Raw genomic sequence first — 17,374 nt, forward strand, 5'->3', positions numbered from 1 at the left:
ATCTATTTATCCTCCCTCATAAGTTTTCGGTGGACAGCCAGGTAACTTATTGCTAAAACTATCAGGTTTTCTACTACCAGCATCCAGTTCAGGGAGGATATAAAACCTGCCCTGCCGGTGGGGAATAATATTTCCCTGAGTCCGAAAAGAACCGGGTAAGAGGGTATCCAGGTTATAAATGGTGGTGCAAAAGAAGGTGTTAAATAGGAAACCATCGGTAGGGCAAATATTGATAAAAATAAGATACCGACGAATATAAATTCTTCAAGGTTTTTGAAAAAGACACTAATGGTTAAACCAATCAGAGTCATGAAGATATTGGCCAGAATAATTGTAATCAGGAGGCTGATAAAATTAACCTCTAGCCCCAGGGTAAGGACAATCAGTATTACTGCAAATAATAATGCTAATAACAGGTTGGTACCTACTTTACTCAAAATGTATTCAAGGGTTCCTCCCGGACTTACCCTATAAGCCCTGACACCACCTTCTTTTTTTTCCTGAAAGACCATAACTGCAACCAGGAGAAAACCCAGCATGATTACTTCAGTGAAAATAAATATAGGTATCATCTGTTTATTGAAGGGGACTTTTTTACTCTGTGGATGTAATCGCTCCACCCTGTGATTGGTTCTGTCCACAGTACCCTTCATATGATCAAGGATAGAAGCCAGAGCTGCCTTGAGCAAATTTACGCTCTCCCGGGATTCATGTCCCTGGCCGATTACAGTGAAGGTAGCATTGTCAACCGTGCCCTCCAGGATAACCCCCAGGGTGTTACTGTCAGCTTCAATCCTTTTAAATAATTCTTCACGATTATTTACAAAACGATTTTTATCCAGTCCTTCTGACATCAGGTATTTCTGGACCTGCTTACCGGGTGTATTGTCAAGAAAAATTTCACCTGGGGTCAGTTTAACTTCAGCTGGAATAATGAAATTAACTACAACAACCATTAGCAATGCCAAAATTATGATAACAAGATGAAAGTAATTCCTCACTGCCACTTTTAAATCCTGTTGAAATAAGTTTGTAAGGCGCTTAATCATTATGAAAGCCCCCTGCCTGTTAGTTTGATAAAAATCTGTTCCAGGGTTGCTTCCTGGGAATGAATTGTTTCTATTTTTTTGGTATTAATCAATTTGTTTAACCGGTCTTTATCTTTATCATTTTCGATAAACAATACTTCAGAATTCACTTTGCCATTTTCCCTGTATTCTACTTTTACCGATTTTTCTCCATATTTTAATTTCAGATTTCTGGGAGAGTCACTGGCTACAATTTTACCCTCATTTATGAAAGCAACGGTATCACATAGTTCTTCGGCTACAAACATATTGTGAGTGGTGAGAAAGATGATGGTTCTTCTTTTTTTCATATCAATAATAATATCTTTAATGATACTGGCTGTACTGGGCTCCAGTCCGGAAAGGGGTTCATCCAGGAAGAGTATCTTCGGGTTATTTAAAAGGGACCGGGCAAAGACCAGTCTTTGCTTCATACCCTTTGAATAATCAGCGGCTTTTTTGGATGCAGAATCACCAAGGCCCACCATATTCAGTAGTTTCATGGGGTCTTCGGTTGGTACCGAGAAAAGACCAGCATAATACTTTAAGTTTTCATATCCGGTAAGTTTTGTATACAGGTTTGGGTGTTCAAAGGAGACACCAATTTTATTAAAAAATTCATTTTTGATTTTGTTAATGGATTTACCGTTATAATTAATTTTACCCTGCTGGAGTCTGAGAAGACCGGTCATTATATTTTGAACTGTACTCTTGCCCGCACCACTGGGTCCGAGAAAACCAAATATTTCACCCTTCTCCATGGTAAAGGATACATTATAAACTGCATATTCCCCTCTACCGGTATAATCATGGTACAAATTCTTGACTTCAATCATTTTTACATACCTCCTCATGTTCTTGTGGTAAGAGACCCTCTTTGAGGACCTTTAAAAAATCCCTAACATTATGTTTTATTTCCTTTTCAGAACTCCGGGGTATTTTCTGGCCCAGATATTCACCGAAGTACTTACAGAGGGTAAAGACCACAAATGTTGCCAGTTCCAGATTTATATCATCTCTGACCTGCCCATTTTCCCTGGCTTCTGTAAGTAGTTTTAGATAAAACGATAAACCTTCGGTTTTTATTTTAAAATCAAGACTGTTAATAATTTCCCGGGGTGCTCCCTTTATTGCCCGGGTATAAATTTGATAGAGAGAAGGGTATTCCCGGGCGTATTTAATTGAATCTTCAAAAGCCTTTTCCAGTAATTCATATATAGTTAGTTTCCTGTATCTGGAAATAATATTTTTAACACCATTAATTTTCTTATCTATGGCTATATCAAATATGTAGAGGAATAGCTCTTTCTTGTTAGTGAAGTACTGGTACATACTCCCTTTAGAGATCCCGGCCCTGTCAGCTATAGACTGAATAGAACCCTTTTGATAGCCGTTACTGGCAAATTCGGCAATAGCTGCTTTAATTATTCGTTTTTGTTTTTCTTCAGGAAGGTTATAATATGTCTTTAAGGGCATTTTTCACCTCCTGACCAATTAAATTAATAGTAACCTTAAAAGGTAAGTTAAAAAGATAACTTAAAGCATGTGACTATAAAGTCATATGACTGCATAGTCACATGCTATCATATTCCAGAATCACTGTCAATGGTTTTTAGTAAAAAAAGTGACTCAATAGTCACATTAATTGTTTGACAGTTATAGGACTAACCACTTATAATATGACTATACAGTCAATTGTGGTAGGGAGTGAGAGGAATGCCCCGGGAAACTTTTTTTAATTTATCGGAGGAAAAAAGAAATAGAATAATTAATATAGCAGTTGAAGAGTTTGCCAGGTATGATTACAATTCTGCATCACTCAGTAGAGTTGTAGAAAAAGCCGGTATTGCCAAAGGAAGTATGTATCAATATTTTAAAAATAAGAAAGAACTTTACTTATATCTAGTGGAGTTGGCCAGTGAAAAGAAATTTAATTATATTTCAGATAATATAGATTTTGATACCGGAAAAAAAGACTTTTTTCAGCTGTTGAAAGAGATGCATCTGGTTGGACTCAAGTTTGATCTGACCCATCTCCACTACAGCAATCTAATTCTTAATGCCATGCGGGAAACAAGTAAAAAAATAGGAAACCTGGCAGACAGGTTAATAAGGAGTTCTGATAATTACATGAAAGATTTTATAAAAAAGGCCCGGGAGAAGGGGCAGATAAGGGATGATGTTGATCTTGATCTGATAAGTTTTATAGTTAATCGGGTGTCCATATATCTTTCAGAATATCTGGGAATGAAATATGATTTTTCATATGAAGAGGTAATAAAAGAAGGGAAGATCAGAATTCCGGTAAGTGAGGAAGAACTGGAAAAGATCCTGGATGAAATGGTTAAGGTGCTTCAGACCGGGTTGGAGGGCAGAAAATAGGTGCTGGGAACAGCACCTATTTTTTTTAAAAACTTTTTTCATGAATATTTTATGTCAGTAAACAATGGATATTTTTCCATGTTCTGGTTAATATTATTATTATTTAAATTTATATTTTTAATAAAATAGAGAAAATTGAAGGATTATTAAAATATAATATAGAAAATATATAATAGTTATGTAAAAAAGTACAAAACTTTGTGAAATAAGGTACGGTTAAAATCAATTGTTCAGTAATACAGGTTTTATAACAATTAATTGACTGGGGAAGGATAATATGAAAACTAAAACAAAAGTTATTATTCTCACATTAATAATTGTTTTAGTGGTTTCATACACAACATATATAAGTTTTAACAATTCAGCAACATATTATTATACCATATCTGAGGCCAGAGGATTAGAAGGTATCAGACAGCATCTCAGAATTAAAGGTAATCTTATTAAAGACAGTGTTAAATGGTCCCCGGATCTCTCAGAACTTAAATTTACTTTGACAGATGGTCAGCATAATTTAAAAATGATCTATTCCGGAGTAGTTCCGGATAATTTTAAACACTCCCGGGAAGTGATTGTAGAGGGTAAATTTATTGAAAATGATGTATTCAGGGTCACAAAACTTATGCTACAGTGCCCATCTAAATATGAAAAGGGAGAAGAATAATGATTTCAACTGGTGACTTATCTATACTACTGGCCTCTATTTTTACTGTTATATCAATAATAACAGCCGTTATATGTTTCTGGAAGGAAGAGAAGGCCGGTCTTTTCATAAGGGTTTCCCGGCTGTCTAATTTTTTATCAATCATTATGGTAACAGTTGCAGTAGTTATATTATTGAAAGCCCTTATCAGGAGTAATTTTAATTATGAATATGTTGTTAGATACACCAGTCGAGATCTACCTTTAATTTATAAAATAAGTGCCCTGTGGGCCGGACAGTCTGGTTCATTACTATTGTGGCTATTTTTCATGTCGTTAACTGGACTTATAGTTCAACTTAATAAGCATTTTGGTAAAGAAAATTATGACATTGCGGTTACAGGTATTATTAATGTCATCAGGTTGTTTTTTATGGCAGTACTTACTGGTCCGGCATCCCCCTTTAAAATTTCTGCTCCAGCTCCATATTTTGGCCAGGGATTAAATCCGATGCTTCAAAATATTTATATGGCAATTCATCCCCTGTTTTTGTTTGCAGCTTACAGTGGTTTTATCGTACCTTTTTCGTTGGCCACTGTCGGGGTATGGCAGAGGGATAAAAAATATTTATGGCTTGAACGGTCTCGCCTCTGGGTATTATTTTCCTGGGGTCTGTTAACTGCAGGTATTATTACGGGAGGGAAATGGGCCTATACAGAGCTTGGCTGGGGGGGATACTGGGCATGGGACCCGGTAGAAAATGCCTCCCTGTTTCCCTGGTTAATAGCAACAGCCCTGTTACATAACCTTATTTTGCGTAAAAGGGCTGGTGGGGTTAAACTCTTGAATTTTATTTTAATATCACTATCTTTTGTTTTAACTATCTTCGGTACTTTTCTAACCAGAAGTGGTCTTCTGGATTCTGTTCATGCCTTCAGTAATGGTAAAATTGGTTATTATTTCTTGTTTATATTAATAGTTCTGGTCTTACTAGTAATCTATCTTATAATTACCAGATACAATTATTTTAAAAAAACCAACCTTAATATAAAATTATTTTCAGTAGAGGGAGTTCTGATTTTAACCGGCATTTTCCTTATGTTTATCTTTGGAGGAGTTTTACTTGGTACACTATTCCCGGTCATAACAGAGGTTTTCGTAGAAAGGAGAATAATCCTTAACAAGGTTTTTTATAACCAGTTTACAGTTCCTTTCTGGTTACTCATTGTTTTTTTAATGGGATTATGCCCTCTTATAAAAGGGGGGAAGTGGAAGGCAAAGGAGTTTGTCCTGCCTTTACTGGCCGGTGTGGTAATGTTTATAGGAATAATAATTAAGTACAATCACGGTCTGGCGGCCTTTTCTTTCGCCATTTGTATTTTTGCTTCCGGGTCAATTATTCAGAATTTTATAATAGATATTTTAAAATTGAGATACAAAAACGATAAAAGCCTCCTGGCCAGTATCATTAAATTATTTATATTACATAAGCGAAAACCTGGGTCATATATAATACATATCGGTATAATTTTAATTGTTATAGGGATTACAGGTTCCTCCCTTCTGGGGAACGGAAAGTTACAGGTGTTAAGGCCAGGGGAGGAAATGGTTTTAAAGAATTACCGCTTTGAATATCAAGGGCTTACCAGAAAGGTTTTTTATACAAAAACCAGGGTTATTGCAAAGTTACAGGTTTATAGGGGAAAAAGGCGGCTGGGTGATATTACTTCAGAGAAAATTTTTTACCCTGGTCATGACCAGCCGGATACTGAAATAGGTCTAATGAGTAAAATAAATGAGGATATTTATTTTAACTTAGCCGGTTGGGATGGAGACCAGGCCCGGATAGAGGTAAATATATACCCTCTGGTATCATTAATATGGACAGGAGCCCTGGTTATCTGTATCGGGGTTGTGGTCCTTGTTTTACCAGTAAGACAGGAGATAGATTATCAGCAAGGAACAAAGTCAGGCAGGGGTTGCCCGGGATGGAAGTATTGAGAGTAAAGCAACTTACAAAAAAGATTGGTTACAGAACTATACTTTCTAATATTAACCTGGAGGTATCCTCGGGGGAACTTGTTGTCTTAATCGGTCCAAATGGAGCTGGTAAAACAACATTTTTAAGAATTTTGGCCGGTCTAACAAACAAAACTTCTGGGGAAATTTTGATTGACAACAAACCCTGTAAAATCGGGGATTCGCGTATAGGGTATCTCGGGCATCAAACAATGCTTTATAATTTGATGACAGTCTATGAAAACCTGGAGACATTTGGCAGGTTATATGGTTGTTTTAATGATGAAAAAGTTGAAGGACTCCTGAAAAAAGTGAATCTTTACTTTAATAAATATGAGAGGGTTGCTAACCTGTCCCGGGGGATGAAACAGCGCCTTGCCCTGGCCAGGTTACTTTTACCACAACCTGATTTAATCCTCTATGATGAACCATTTACCGGACTCGATAGGGAGGGGCAAAAATTACTGATAGATATACTTAAAAAACAACAGAATGATGGGAAATTACAGGTCCTTGTCACCCATAAATCTGCTTTTCTGACCGGAATTAACTATAGAAAGTATAGACTTGAAAGGGGAGAACTGGTTGAAGGTGGGGACAACATATGAACTCCTACTTTAAAAATCTCTGGATTTTGTATCTTAAGGACTTAAAATGTGAATTTAGAAGCATAGATAACATGGCTTCGACAATTGTGTTTGGATTAATGGTTACCTTTATCATCAGTCTTTCCCTGCAAAACCTCGATATGGAGTCTATTAATATCTTTCCTTCACTACTTTGGGTCGTTGTTCTGTTTACGGTAACCCTGGGTGTAAACCGGTCATTTGATTTTGAAAAGGAGAATAAAGCCCATGAAGCATTAATAATGGCTGTAGGTGACTGGAGCTGTATATTCTTTGCCAAGGTTATAAGTAACTTAACCCTGTTATTTGTTGTAGAAGCAATTATAATACCGCTGTACATAATATTTAACGATATCAGGTTTGACTTCAATTACGGATTCTTTTTATTAACATTAATTCTCGGGAGCTGTGGCTTGTCTCTGATAGGAACCCTGTTAAATTCAATTATTTTACAGATTAGAGGCTCCAAGCTTTTATTACCTGTGTTGCTTTTTCCACTATCCATTCCCCTTTTTATTGCTGTAACTGAATGTACCAAAGCCTCACTTATAGCAGGTTATATTCCAGTACGGTGGGTTAATTTTCTGATTCTCTTTGATTTAATACATTTTTTGATACCATTATTTATCTTTGATTATATCATGGAAAACTAAATGGGGGTAAAGCCATGAAGGATAAGGTTAATTCTATACTTCTGATTATACTTATTTTCACAATGTTAACCAACCTGTATCTTATATTTTACTATGCCCCCCTGGAAAAGGTGATGGGGGTGGTTCAGAAGATATTTTATTTTCATGTTGCGTCTGCCTGGATTGGTTTTCTGGCTCTGGCAGTTGTTTTTGCATCTAATATTCTCTACCTCAGATGTGGCCGGAAAAAGTGGAGTCAGTTGTCACTGGCTTCTGCCGAGATAGGGGTTGTTTTTATAAGTATAGTCCTGATTACCGGTCCTTTATGGGCAAAGCCTGTCTGGAATACCTGGTGGACCTGGGATCCCAGGTTAACGACAACTCTTATTCTATGGTTTATGTATGTAGCCTATCTTATCTTACATGGTGGCCGGGAAAAGAATGAAAAGAGAGAACGACTGGCAGCTGTTTACGGGATTATAGCCTTTATCAATGTCCCCCTGGTTTTTTTCTCTATAAGATGGTGGCGGACTATCCACCCGGTAGTTATTTCAACATCAGGTATAAGTATAACCGGAGAAATGTTATTTACCCTTCTTTTCAGTCTTGCTACCTTTACGTTATTATATGTTTATTTGCTCAAAACAAGGTGCAGGGGAATTAAGCTGGCTTATAAAATTGATTTATTAAAAGAAAGAATAGGAGGGTATTAACTTGTCTTACTTAGTAATTGCCTATGGATTTATCTGGCTATTGATTCTGGGTTACATATTCTTTATAAACAGACAGCAGATTCGACTGGAACGGGAGTTAGAAATAATGGAAGAAAGACTCAAAAAGGTTAAGGGCAGTAACAGCCTCTAAGACGGGGGGTTATTTATATGGCCGAGGTCGAAATGTCCTTTGTAGAACACCTGGAAGAGCTCCGAAAAAGAATCCTTATATCTATATCACTGGTATTAATATTTTCCATAGCTTCATATTTTTTTGTTCCTGATATTATTAAATTTTTAACAAAACCGGTCGGAACCAGATTAGTATACCTGGCCCCCACAGAAGCCTTTTTTACCCAACTAAAAGTTGCTTTCTTCAGTGGTCTTTTACTGGCCTTTCCTTTTATTATCTATCAGATATGGAGGTTTATCAGCCCTGCCTTTACGGAAAACAGACAAAAGTTTATTTCATGGCTTGTTCCACTATCATGTTTATTTTTTGCCGGTGGGCTTATTTTTGGTTACTTTGTAGTAGTCAGGTTTGGGCTTAAATTCTTAATGAGGTTTGCCACAGATAGCCTCAATCCCATGTTTTCGCTGGGTAAGTTTATTTCATTTGTTACCGGGGTTATGATCCCTTTTGGTCTTATTTTTCAGATGCCTATAATAATAATACCCCTGGTAAAGTTGAATTTAATCGATCATAAATTTTTAAAAAAACAGAGGAAGTATGTCCTGCTAATCATTTTTATTCTGGCGGCTATCCTTACCCCTCCTGATGTTATTTCCCAGGTAATGATGGCCTTACCATTAATCCTGTTATATGAAGTCAGTATTATATGGGCAAGGATTATAGAATAGATAGCATTTTCCCCAAAAATTATATATGAGGGGGTTTTCACTAATTGTTCCCCTGAAAGATACATTACTGCATTTGTGTTAACAGCCGTGTATAGAAGGGGTTAATTAATTGTTATCCTGTAAATATATTAAAAATAAATGTATAAAAGGAGGTGGGGTTATAAACAGAGTCATAAAATGAAATATATAACCGGTCAGCGGGAGAAATATTTAATCAGTATATGGGAGAAAAACTGTCTGTGAAGAAAGAGGAATAAAAAACTGGAGGTGTAGAGTAGTGGAAGAAAAGAATAATAAAATTTCCAGGAAACAGTTTTTAACAACTGTCGGCGGTCTGGCGGCCGGAGCTGTTCTGGCAGGTTCGGGTTTGAGTCTCCTTGATTCTGAGGTAAAGGCTGAAAAATTACCTGAATACCCATGGACAAAATACTTTGCTAAAAAATTAAATGTTGAAACTGTCAGGAAAAAGGCTACCCAGTACTATCATGAAGGTAATCATTGTGCCGAAGCTTCCTTCAGGGCCCTGGTTGAAGAGCTGGGGGCACCCTTTAGTAATGTGCCTTCCCAGGTTTTATGGTTCGGAGCAGGCGGGGGAGCCGGCTGGGCTACCCTGTGTGGGGCAGTAAACGGAGGCTCTGCAGCAATATCCCTTGTTTATGGCAGAAGCAAAATCACCATGGCGTTAGTAAATGAACTATTTGGCTGGTATAGTGAAACCCCCTTACCCCTTAATAGTGAGGTAAATAGTGTAGCTGGTACCCCATTATGCCATTCTTCTGTGAGTAACTGGTGTGAGGCATCAGGATTAAAGGCAGATTCTAAAAAGAGATCAAAAAGATGTGGCCTGTTAACTGGCGATACAACAGCGAAGGCAGCAGAACTGCTCAATGCCCAGCTGGCAGGTAAATTTGTTGCTACATATACAATCCCTAAAGAAGCCCAGGAATGTATGAACTGTCATGTTGCCGGTGATTTAAAAGATACCAGGGGTAAGATGGACTGCCTGGATTGCCATGAGGGACACTAATAGAGGGGGAATATAAAAATGTTTGGAATGGGACCAGTAGAATTAATTCTTGTTTTATTTATTGCCCTGATAATATTTGGCCCGGGAAAGATTCCAGAAATCGGGGAAGCGATCGGTAAAGGTATAAGTAAATTTAAATCTGCTGCCAAAGAAGCAGAAGAAACAGTAAATATCAAAAGTGATGATAAGGAAGAAAAATAGAGATATATAAAACGGAAAGGTGTTAGCCTTTCCGTTTTTGTTTACGACATGGATTTTTATATTTTAAAAGAAGATGTTAGCCATAATGATGGGTAGAGTCATGTTAACAAGATTATGTAAGCAAAAATAAAAATATCAATCATTAAAATAAATTATATCGATATCTACAAAACTAAAATAGTAAAGGATGATTTTTACCTGTGAATTAAATTATATTTTTATCTAATAATAATTAATAATATCAAATAACACAAATAAAAAGGAAGATATACATGGAATATTTCAGGGTATTTTGGCAGGGTTCAGTTGGTTTTTTCGCAATTCTATTTCTGGCAAGAATAAGTGGAAAACAACAGATTGCCCAGTTGACCTTCCTTGATTATATCGTAGCCATTACAGCTGGGTCAATTGCCAGTTCTTTAACAATTATCGCTGTTAATGATTTTGGACCAACTTTAGTGGGCCTGTTAACCTGGTTTTTCTGGAGCCTGGTTATTGGCTTTATATCCATGAAATCAAGACTGCTCAATAAAATATTTCATGGAACCCCAACTGTTGTCATCCAGAATGGAAAAATTTTAGAAAAAACATAAGTAAGTTGCCTAATTATCAGATAGAAGATTTGAGAGCTCAGCTGCGGGACAAGGGTATATTCAGGATGGCTGATGTGGAATTTGCTATTTTAGAAACAAGTGGCCAACTGAGTGTTCTTAAAAAATCACAACAACAACCTGTAACCAGGAATGATCTTAATTTACAGACAAATTATGAGGGTCTATCCAGAAAGATTATTTTTGAAGGTAAAATTATGAAGGATAAGTTAAGGGAACTCAATTTAACAGAGAAATGGTTGAAGGATGAACTAAAAAAACAGGGTATTACCGATATAAAGGATGTTATGTATGCCGCCCTTGATACCCAGGGTAATTTATTTGTAGACAAATATCATGATGAAACCGATAATATAAAAGACTTTTAATGTGTAAAAGTTTTATGATAATCAAATATGTGGAGATAATTTTTCTTCGATGATTTTTTTTACTTTCATTACAGCCTTTTGTACTGATTTTGAAAGTTTAGTACCTAAAGTTATTCTTTCTGGCTCAATTCCATAGATAGTAATTTTATGCGGATAGCCTGTCATTGATTGACCCATTTTTATAACATCAAAAAGGGAAAACCCATGGAGATCAGGGTTGGTGGATTTTTTTAAGTCATCCAGACAGAGTCTATAGATTGTGCCTGGACTTTTACCTCCATATATAGCATCTATAGCTATTACCTCTTTGGAAAGGCTTATTTCTTTCAGATAGTTTATAGGTGCAGTACCGGCATCAATTAAGGATACATCTGGTGGTATTTTTTTTGACTCCAATTCCTTAATTAAATGAATTCCGACCCCATCATCCCCCATAATATAATTACCCACCCCAACAATAATAATTTGATATTTACACTTATTTCCTCCCATATTATCATTAGTATGCAAGTTAAAGCATAATATAACTTACAAAGGAATTAAATGAGGTGTATTATTGTGAAGAAAAAAGACTATGTTAATCTCTGTCGTTCTTTAAAGACTGAGGGGAGTCATCAATTATCAAGAGAAATTTTAAGAGTGGTCAGGGACTTTCGGAGTAACAATGGCAAAAAATTACCTGTTATCTGGATTGAAACCAACGATAGTGGTGATAATAATATTTCTTTTATGAACACAACCTATCCCTATCTTGATCAGGTTTTTGAAGATATTATAGATCTTTATTATAGTAATACCTTTATGGCAGCCCAGGGAGAGGATGCCTATCAAATATTAAAAAAAGTGGCTTTACGCGAAAAAAGAGAGTTTACCCTTGTTGTTGAGGGGGCTATTCCTCTGAAAGCAAACGGTCGGTATAATATTACCTTTATTACTGATGAAGGTCCGGTAACAGCAGTTGAGTTAGTAAGATGGCTTGGAGAGCTGGCAAAATATGCAGTGGCGGTAGGAACCTGTGCCAGTTTTGGTGGAGCATCAGCAGCCTCTCCAAATATTACCGGTAGTGTAGCTCTTGGAGATGTATTAGACCGGCAAATAATAAATGTAAGTGGTTGCCCCATAAACCCTGATTGGTTTGTTGGTACACTGGCTCATCTACAGATGTACGGTCTACCGGATCTGGATAGACTGGGGAGGCCTGAACTTTTTTATCAGTTTACTGTTCACCGTCATTGCCAACGGCGTTCCTATTTTGATGATGGAAATTTCGCTGAAGAGCTGGGAGACATTGAATGTATGTTCAGTCAGGGTTGTGTGGGCCCCAGAACAGGTGCTGACTGTCCTTACCGTTTATGGGATAATCATGTTAGTTATCCTATCAAAGTTAATACACCCTGTATAGGTTGTACTAATGAAGATTTCCCCGATGGGTCTTCACCGTTTTTTGTCCCCTTACCCTTGAAAAGGCAAGAAGATGAAGAAGTAACCCCTGGAAGGGATGGGGATAAGATAAATGGGTTTAAAGATAGTAAAGATACCTGTGGGGATGATACTGATGGTTAAAAAAATTACATTTAGTCCGGTAACAAGGTTAAGTGGACTTTTGTCAGTTGAAATTGTTGTTGATAGAGGGAAAATAGTGAATGCCCGTACAAGAGGAACCATGTTCAGAGGTTATGAGTGGATTATGCGAGGAAGAAAGGTAACAGATGCTGTTTATATGACCCAGAGGATCTGTGGTATTTGTTCCCTGGCCCATGGGGCTGTTGGAAGTTATTTGCTTGATGAACTTTATGGGAATATCATATCTGAAAATGCTCAGTATCTAAGAAATATTATGTTTGCGGCAGATTTTTTACAAAACCATATCAGGCATTTTTATTTTTTTGGCCTTCCCGATTTTGTTAAAATGCCTGAAAAACCACCTTTTCTGGGGCAGGACCTTAATGACCTTCGTTTAAATAGGGAAGACAATCGACGACTGGTTGATAATTATTACAAGGCTGTTAAAGCAGCTCAGGAAAGTCATCAGTTACTGGCCCTGTTTGGTGGCAAGATACCGAACCAGCATAGTTTTGTCCACGGAGGGGTAACGGTAGCCCCGACCGCTGACAAGATTAACCAGGCAAAAGCTCTAATTGAAAGTATTCAACAATTTGTTCAGGGGTGTATGATACCGGATACTGAATTAATTTCCCGGGCTTACAGGGATTATTTTCAGATCGGTGTTACCCCTCTTCGACTAATATCTTTTGGTCTTTTTCCTTTTGGTCCACAAAATGACGATTATTTATGGCCCCCCGGTGTCATTATCAATAATGAATTTGAGCTACCTCAGGTAGAATTTATTGAAGAACAGGTACCTTACTCCTATTATGAGGCGAATGATGAAGGCGAAAATGTATTCAATCAATACCCGGAACCTGCTCCCTTTAAACCAGAAGCCTATAGTTATATAAAAACTGTTCTGTATAAAGGCCAACACTTTGAAACAGGGCCATATGCCAGGGGAGTTATCCGTGGAGATTATAGGGGAAGGGCTTCGACCATGGATAGAATTGTGGCCCGTTCCCTGGAGGCATTGAAGCTGGCTGGTTTTATCAGGGAATGGTTGACCAGACTGGAACCTGGACCTCCACCTTTAAATCAAAATGAAGAACCGGTTAAAGATAGGGCTGTGGCTACTACTGGAGCTATGCGGGGAGCCCTTCTACACAGTGCTATAATCGAAGGTGAAGAAGTAAAAAGTTATAATGTCATCACCCCAACCACCTGGAATTTCTCACCGAGGGATAAAAATGGGAATCCTGGTCCGGTAGAAAGGGCCTTAATTGGTACTGAAATTCCCGGGGGAGCAATGTTGGAGACCATTGTTGGCAGGATAATTCGGTCCTTTGATCCCTGTATATCCTGTGGTACCCATGTCTATAGTATTGACGGTAAATTGCAGAAGAAAATAGAATTTTGAAAGTAGTGGTTAAATTGCATGAAATGTCTGTCATGGGGGAGATTTTTTCAATAATAAACAGTAATGTAGCTAAATACAGACTTAAAAGAGTAACAAAAGTAGTGGTCAGAGTTGGGGAAATGACCTGCCTTAATGATGAAGCACTGGATTTTGCTTTTCAGGTATTTGCTGAGGATACCGTAGCTGAAGGAGCCGAACTTATTATTAATAAAGAAAAAGCCAGGGCAAGATGCCATCACTGTGGTCATATTTTTGAAATAACCTATACTGATAAGTTATGCCCCCATTGTCAAAGTTACAGTGATAATATTGTAAATGGGTATGAATTATATCTTGATAAAGTGGAGGGGGAGATAGATGAAAACGATTAAAATAAATAAAAAAATCCTGAGCAAAAATGAAGAAAAGGCTACAGAAATCAGGGCATATCTTAATGAGAAAAAGGTCAGGATGTTAAATCTGGTGGGGTCACCGGGGGCCGGAAAAACAACTATTTTAGAAAAAATAATTGAAAAGTTTGATAACACAAGGAAGATTGTTGTTATTGAAGGAGATTTATATACTACCAGAGATGCTGAAAGATTAAAAAAATATGAAATACAGGTTGTTCAAATTAATACAATGGGTGCCTGTCACCTGGAAGCTGGTATGGTCTGGCAGGCCTTAAAAGAAGTAAATCTGGAAGAAATTGATTTTCTAATTATAGAAAATGTCGGTAATCTAGTTTGTACCGCTTCCTATGATCTAGGAGAGAATATCAGAGCTACTGTGCTTAGTGTACCGGAGGGGAATGATAAACTTCTTAAATATCCTGTTATCTTTCAAAGAGCAGATTTAATAATAATAAATAAAATAGATTTATTACCCTATACTGATTTTTCCTTAGAAGAAATTGAAAAAGACTTAAAGCAAATTAACAAAAATGCCCCGGTTTTTAAATTGTCAGGGAAGACAGGAGCAGGTCTGGATAAGCTATGTTTTTTTCTGGAGGAAAATCTTACATGAAAAAGAGGCGGTTACAATTAGAAATAGAAGGTATTGTTCAGGGGGTGGGTTTCAGGCCTTTTATCTATCGTCTTGCCAGGGAAAATAATCTTAATGGGTGGGTTCTGAACACCAGTGGGGGTGTTTTAGTTGAAGTTGAAGGTAATCAAAAGACCCTTGAGATGTTTATCAGACAAATTGATGAGGAGTCACCCCCACTGGCCCAGATTACTACTATCAAATCTAGAGAAGTCTCTGTTAGAGAAGACAGTAGTTTTGTCATTAAGGATAGCAGGAAAACATATTATACGCAAGTACAGCTTCCTCCTGATATTGCCATTTGTAATGATTGTCTCCATGATATAATGGACCCTACCAACAGGCGCTATCGTTATCCCTTTACAAGTTGTGTTAACTGTGGTCCCCGTTTTAAGATTATCAAATCCCTCCCCTATGACCGCCCCCGGACTACAATGAAGAAATTTAAAATGTGTCCTGAATGTAATACTGAATACAATAATCCTCTGGATAGAAGGTTTCATGCCCAACCCAACGCTTGCCCACTATGTGGGCCCCAGCTCTGGCTAAAAAAAATGAGTGGGGAAAAGTGCCTTACCCGGGACCCCATAGGTCTTACCATTGACCTGCTTAAAAAGGGAAACATAATAGCCATTAAGGGCATTGGTGGATTTCACCTTATGTGTGATGCTACCGAAAGTGATGTGATAGCAAATCTCAGGACGAGGAAGAGGAGACCAGATAAACCCCTGGCGTTGATGATGAATAAACTGACTACTGTTAGAAAATATTGCAATGTTGGTAGTATGGAAGAGGAAATATTAACAGGGATAAGGCGTCCCATTGTCTTACTTGATAAAAAAGGGGAGAAGTTACCCCGTAATATTGCTCCTGGAATTAGATACTATGGTGTTATGTTGCCATATACCCCCCTGCATTATTTGTTGTTCGATAAAGGTATAGAGGTTTTAATTGCTACCAGTGGAAACGTCAGTGGTAACCCCCTGGAATACCAAAATGGAGGTGTTTTTGAAAACTTAAAAGGTATTGCTGATTATGTTCTTGGGCATAACAGGGAGATATATGTTCCTGTAGATGATTCAGTCGTAAGGGTTGTTGGTGGTAAAAAGAGAGTGATAAGACGGGCCAGGGGTTACGTTCCCCAACCTCTCATGGTCGGGGGCCTTGACAATGGTCTGGCGTTGGGGGGTGACCAGAAAAATACCTTCTGTTTTGCCAGAAATAAGTATGCCTTTATAAGCCAGTATCTAGGGGATTTAGGGAATATCGATAACTATAATAATTTTAAATTAATGATAGATCATTTTAAGGAGTTATATAAAATAAAACCAGATTTTGTTGTCCATGACCTCCATCCGGATTATCAAACGACCTATTATGCTAGTTTTTACGGGGATAAGATAGGTGTCCAGCACCATCATGCCCATATAGCCAGTTGTATGGCTGAAAATAACATAGACGAAAAAGTAATTGGTCTTGCTTTTGATGGAACAGGTCTGGGAAATGATGGTAATATATGGGGTGGTGAATTCTTAATTTGTGATTTTAAAGATTTTAAAAGGGGTGGCCATTTAAATTATATGAAAATGCCCGGGGGTGATATGGCAATAAAGGAACCCTGGCGTCTGGCGGTTAGCTATCTTAATCGCTTAAGGTATGATAAAGCTGATATTATAAACCTGTTGAGGATAGATGAAGTGGAGGCAGACATAATTCTGAAAATGCTCAATAAGGGTTTCAATTGTCCGGAAACATCAAGTATGGGTCGACTCTTTGATACTGTTGCCGCTTTAATAGGCTTGCGAAAAAGGATAACCTATCAGGCTCAGGCAGCCCTTGAACTGGAATCAATTGCAGATAATAATACAGAAGAGATATATCATGTTAGTATCGAGGAAAAGGGTCAAAAATATGTTGTTAATACCGACCCGATGATGGGGGGTATTATCAGTGACCATAAAAAGGGTGTTAAAAGATCGATTATTTCATCTAAATTTCATAATACAGTTATTGCATTTACCCTGGAAATGTGCAGGCTAATCAGGCATAAATACGGTATTAACAGTGTTGCTTTGAGTGGTGGAGTCTTTCAAAATAAATTATTATTAGAGATGTTATGTGCTGGATTGAAGGAACAAAATTTTAAAGTATATTCACAGGCAAAAATACCCTGCAATGATAGCGGGTTATCCCTGGGACAATTGGCTATAGCCAGTAACCGGAGAAAGGATTAG

At 37.5% G+C, this 17,374-nt stretch carries 22 protein-coding genes; 17 read left to right on the forward strand and 5 right to left on the reverse strand.

The features are described 5' to 3' along the window. Window positions 1-2 precede the first annotated feature (2 nt). Genes HORE_RS01990 through HORE_RS02000 form a run of 3 tightly spaced genes read right to left on the reverse strand, consistent with a single transcriptional unit; the run spans window position 3 to window position 2,543 of the window. Complete coding sequence (locus HORE_RS01990) at window positions 3-1,049, reverse strand: ABC transporter permease (protein ID WP_012635319.1); 1,047 nt, start codon at window positions 1,047-1,049, stop codon at window positions 3-5. Beyond that, entirely contained in the window at window positions 1,049-1,903 is an 855-nt protein-coding gene (locus HORE_RS01995; protein ID WP_012635320.1) for an ABC transporter ATP-binding protein, read from the reverse strand. Before HORE_RS01995 ends, HORE_RS01990 begins: the two co-directional genes overlap by 1 nt. Next, window positions 1,896-2,543 (reverse strand): TetR/AcrR family transcriptional regulator, encoded by a 648-nt coding sequence (locus HORE_RS02000; RefSeq protein ID WP_012635321.1) that lies wholly within the window; start codon window positions 2,541-2,543, stop codon window positions 1,896-1,898. The genes HORE_RS01995 and HORE_RS02000 overlap by 8 nt, the downstream gene beginning before the upstream one ends. Window positions 2,544-2,783: 240 nt before the next feature. Between HORE_RS02000 and HORE_RS02005 the strand changes: the two genes are divergently transcribed. Together HORE_RS02005 and HORE_RS02010 are read left to right on the forward strand one after the other, a co-directional pair. Next, window positions 2,784-3,449 (forward strand): TetR/AcrR family transcriptional regulator, encoded by a 666-nt coding sequence (locus HORE_RS02005; protein WP_012635322.1) that lies wholly within the window; start codon window positions 2,784-2,786, stop codon window positions 3,447-3,449. Window positions 3,450-3,726: 277 nt separating this feature from the next. After that, window positions 3,727-4,113 carry a cytochrome c maturation protein CcmE gene (locus HORE_RS02010; RefSeq protein WP_012635323.1) on the forward strand — a complete coding sequence of 129 codons (387 nt, stop codon included), beginning with the start codon at window positions 3,727-3,729 and terminating at the stop codon, window positions 4,111-4,113. Here the strand turns inward: HORE_RS02010 and HORE_RS12865 are convergent. After that, entirely contained in the window at window positions 4,088-4,258 is a 171-nt protein-coding gene (locus HORE_RS12865) for a hypothetical protein (protein ID WP_167935746.1), read from the reverse strand. The two genes, HORE_RS02010 and HORE_RS12865, sit on opposite strands and share 26 nt — an antisense overlap. A gap of 1 nt (window position 4,259) precedes the next feature. On the opposite strand from HORE_RS12865, the gene HORE_RS02015 reads away from it, so the two are divergent. The 10 genes from HORE_RS02015 (at window position 4,260) to HORE_RS12275 (ending at window position 11,149) form a co-directional block, all read left to right on the forward strand. Then, window positions 4,260-6,092 (forward strand): heme lyase CcmF/NrfE family subunit, encoded by a 1,833-nt coding sequence (locus tag HORE_RS02015; RefSeq protein ID WP_167935747.1) that lies wholly within the window; start codon window positions 4,260-4,262, stop codon window positions 6,090-6,092. Next, window positions 6,080-6,718 carry a heme ABC exporter ATP-binding protein CcmA gene (gene ccmA / locus HORE_RS02020; protein WP_012635325.1) on the forward strand — a complete coding sequence of 213 codons (639 nt, stop codon included), beginning with the start codon at window positions 6,080-6,082 and terminating at the stop codon, window positions 6,716-6,718. Before HORE_RS02015 ends, ccmA begins: the two co-directional genes overlap by 13 nt. Further along, window positions 6,715-7,389 carry a heme exporter protein CcmB gene (locus tag HORE_RS02025; protein ID WP_012635326.1) on the forward strand — a complete coding sequence of 225 codons (675 nt, stop codon included), beginning with the start codon at window positions 6,715-6,717 and terminating at the stop codon, window positions 7,387-7,389. Before ccmA ends, HORE_RS02025 begins: the two co-directional genes overlap by 4 nt. A 14-nt stretch (window positions 7,390-7,403) precedes the next feature. Beyond that, window positions 7,404-8,081 (forward strand): cytochrome c biogenesis protein, encoded by a 678-nt coding sequence (locus HORE_RS02030; RefSeq protein ID WP_012635327.1) that lies wholly within the window; start codon window positions 7,404-7,406, stop codon window positions 8,079-8,081. Window position 8,082: 1 nt separating this feature from the next. After that, window positions 8,083-8,232: a CcmD family protein gene (locus tag HORE_RS12640; RefSeq protein ID WP_167935748.1), complete on the forward strand. Its 150-nt coding sequence runs from the start codon at window positions 8,083-8,085 to the stop codon at window positions 8,230-8,232. A gap of 17 nt (window positions 8,233-8,249) precedes the next feature. After that, window positions 8,250-8,942 carry a twin-arginine translocase subunit TatC gene (gene tatC / locus HORE_RS02035; RefSeq protein WP_012635328.1) on the forward strand — a complete coding sequence of 231 codons (693 nt, stop codon included), beginning with the start codon at window positions 8,250-8,252 and terminating at the stop codon, window positions 8,940-8,942. Window positions 8,943-9,219: 277 nt separating this feature from the next. Further along, window positions 9,220-9,969: a C-GCAxxG-C-C family protein gene (locus HORE_RS02040; RefSeq protein WP_012635329.1), complete on the forward strand. Its 750-nt coding sequence runs from the start codon at window positions 9,220-9,222 to the stop codon at window positions 9,967-9,969. 18 nt (window positions 9,970-9,987) lie between these two features. After that, window positions 9,988-10,170 carry a Sec-independent protein translocase subunit TatA/TatB gene (locus HORE_RS02045; RefSeq protein WP_012635330.1) on the forward strand — a complete coding sequence of 61 codons (183 nt, stop codon included), beginning with the start codon at window positions 9,988-9,990 and terminating at the stop codon, window positions 10,168-10,170. Between the two features lie 272 nt (window positions 10,171-10,442). Further along, window positions 10,443-10,763: a DUF421 domain-containing protein gene (locus HORE_RS12270; RefSeq protein WP_050748589.1), complete on the forward strand. Its 321-nt coding sequence runs from the start codon at window positions 10,443-10,445 to the stop codon at window positions 10,761-10,763. 5 nt (window positions 10,764-10,768) lie between these two features. Beyond that, entirely contained in the window at window positions 10,769-11,149 is a 381-nt protein-coding gene (locus HORE_RS12275; RefSeq protein ID WP_167935749.1) for a DUF421 domain-containing protein, read from the forward strand. A 21-nt stretch (window positions 11,150-11,170) separates the two neighbouring features. Here the strand turns inward: HORE_RS12275 and HORE_RS02055 are convergent, their stop codons facing one another. Continuing rightward, window positions 11,171-11,641 carry a hydrogenase maturation protease gene (locus HORE_RS02055; RefSeq protein ID WP_083762897.1) on the reverse strand — a complete coding sequence of 157 codons (471 nt, stop codon included), beginning with the start codon at window positions 11,639-11,641 and terminating at the stop codon, window positions 11,171-11,173. A gap of 66 nt (window positions 11,642-11,707) precedes the next feature. On the opposite strand from HORE_RS02055, the gene HORE_RS02060 reads away from it, so the two are divergent. Genes HORE_RS02060 through hypF form a run of 5 tightly spaced genes read left to right on the forward strand, consistent with a single transcriptional unit; the run spans window position 11,708 to window position 17,374 of the window. Continuing rightward, window positions 11,708-12,712 carry a hydrogenase small subunit gene (locus tag HORE_RS02060; protein ID WP_012635332.1) on the forward strand — a complete coding sequence of 335 codons (1,005 nt, stop codon included), beginning with the start codon at window positions 11,708-11,710 and terminating at the stop codon, window positions 12,710-12,712. Continuing rightward, a complete protein-coding gene (locus HORE_RS02065) occupies window positions 12,663-14,117 on the forward strand; it encodes a nickel-dependent hydrogenase large subunit (protein ID WP_226984179.1) in 1,455 nt (484 codons plus the stop codon). Before HORE_RS02060 ends, HORE_RS02065 begins: the two co-directional genes overlap by 50 nt. A gap of 23 nt (window positions 14,118-14,140) precedes the next feature. Continuing rightward, window positions 14,141-14,488, forward strand: coding sequence for a hydrogenase maturation nickel metallochaperone HypA (gene hypA, locus HORE_RS02070; RefSeq protein ID WP_012635334.1), 348 nt, complete (start codon window positions 14,141-14,143; stop codon window positions 14,486-14,488). Further along, entirely contained in the window at window positions 14,475-15,122 is a 648-nt protein-coding gene (gene hypB / locus HORE_RS02075; protein WP_012635335.1) for a hydrogenase nickel incorporation protein HypB, read from the forward strand. Before hypA ends, hypB begins: the two co-directional genes overlap by 14 nt. After that, window positions 15,119-17,374, forward strand: a complete 2,256-nt coding sequence (gene hypF, locus HORE_RS02080; protein WP_012635336.1) for a carbamoyltransferase HypF — start codon at window positions 15,119-15,121, stop codon at window positions 17,372-17,374. The genes hypB and hypF overlap by 4 nt, the downstream gene beginning before the upstream one ends.

It is taken from the genome of Halothermothrix orenii H 168 (genome assembly GCF_000020485.1).
Classification (GTDB): Bacteria; Bacillota; Halanaerobiia; order Halanaerobiales; family Halothermotrichaceae; genus Halothermothrix; species Halothermothrix orenii.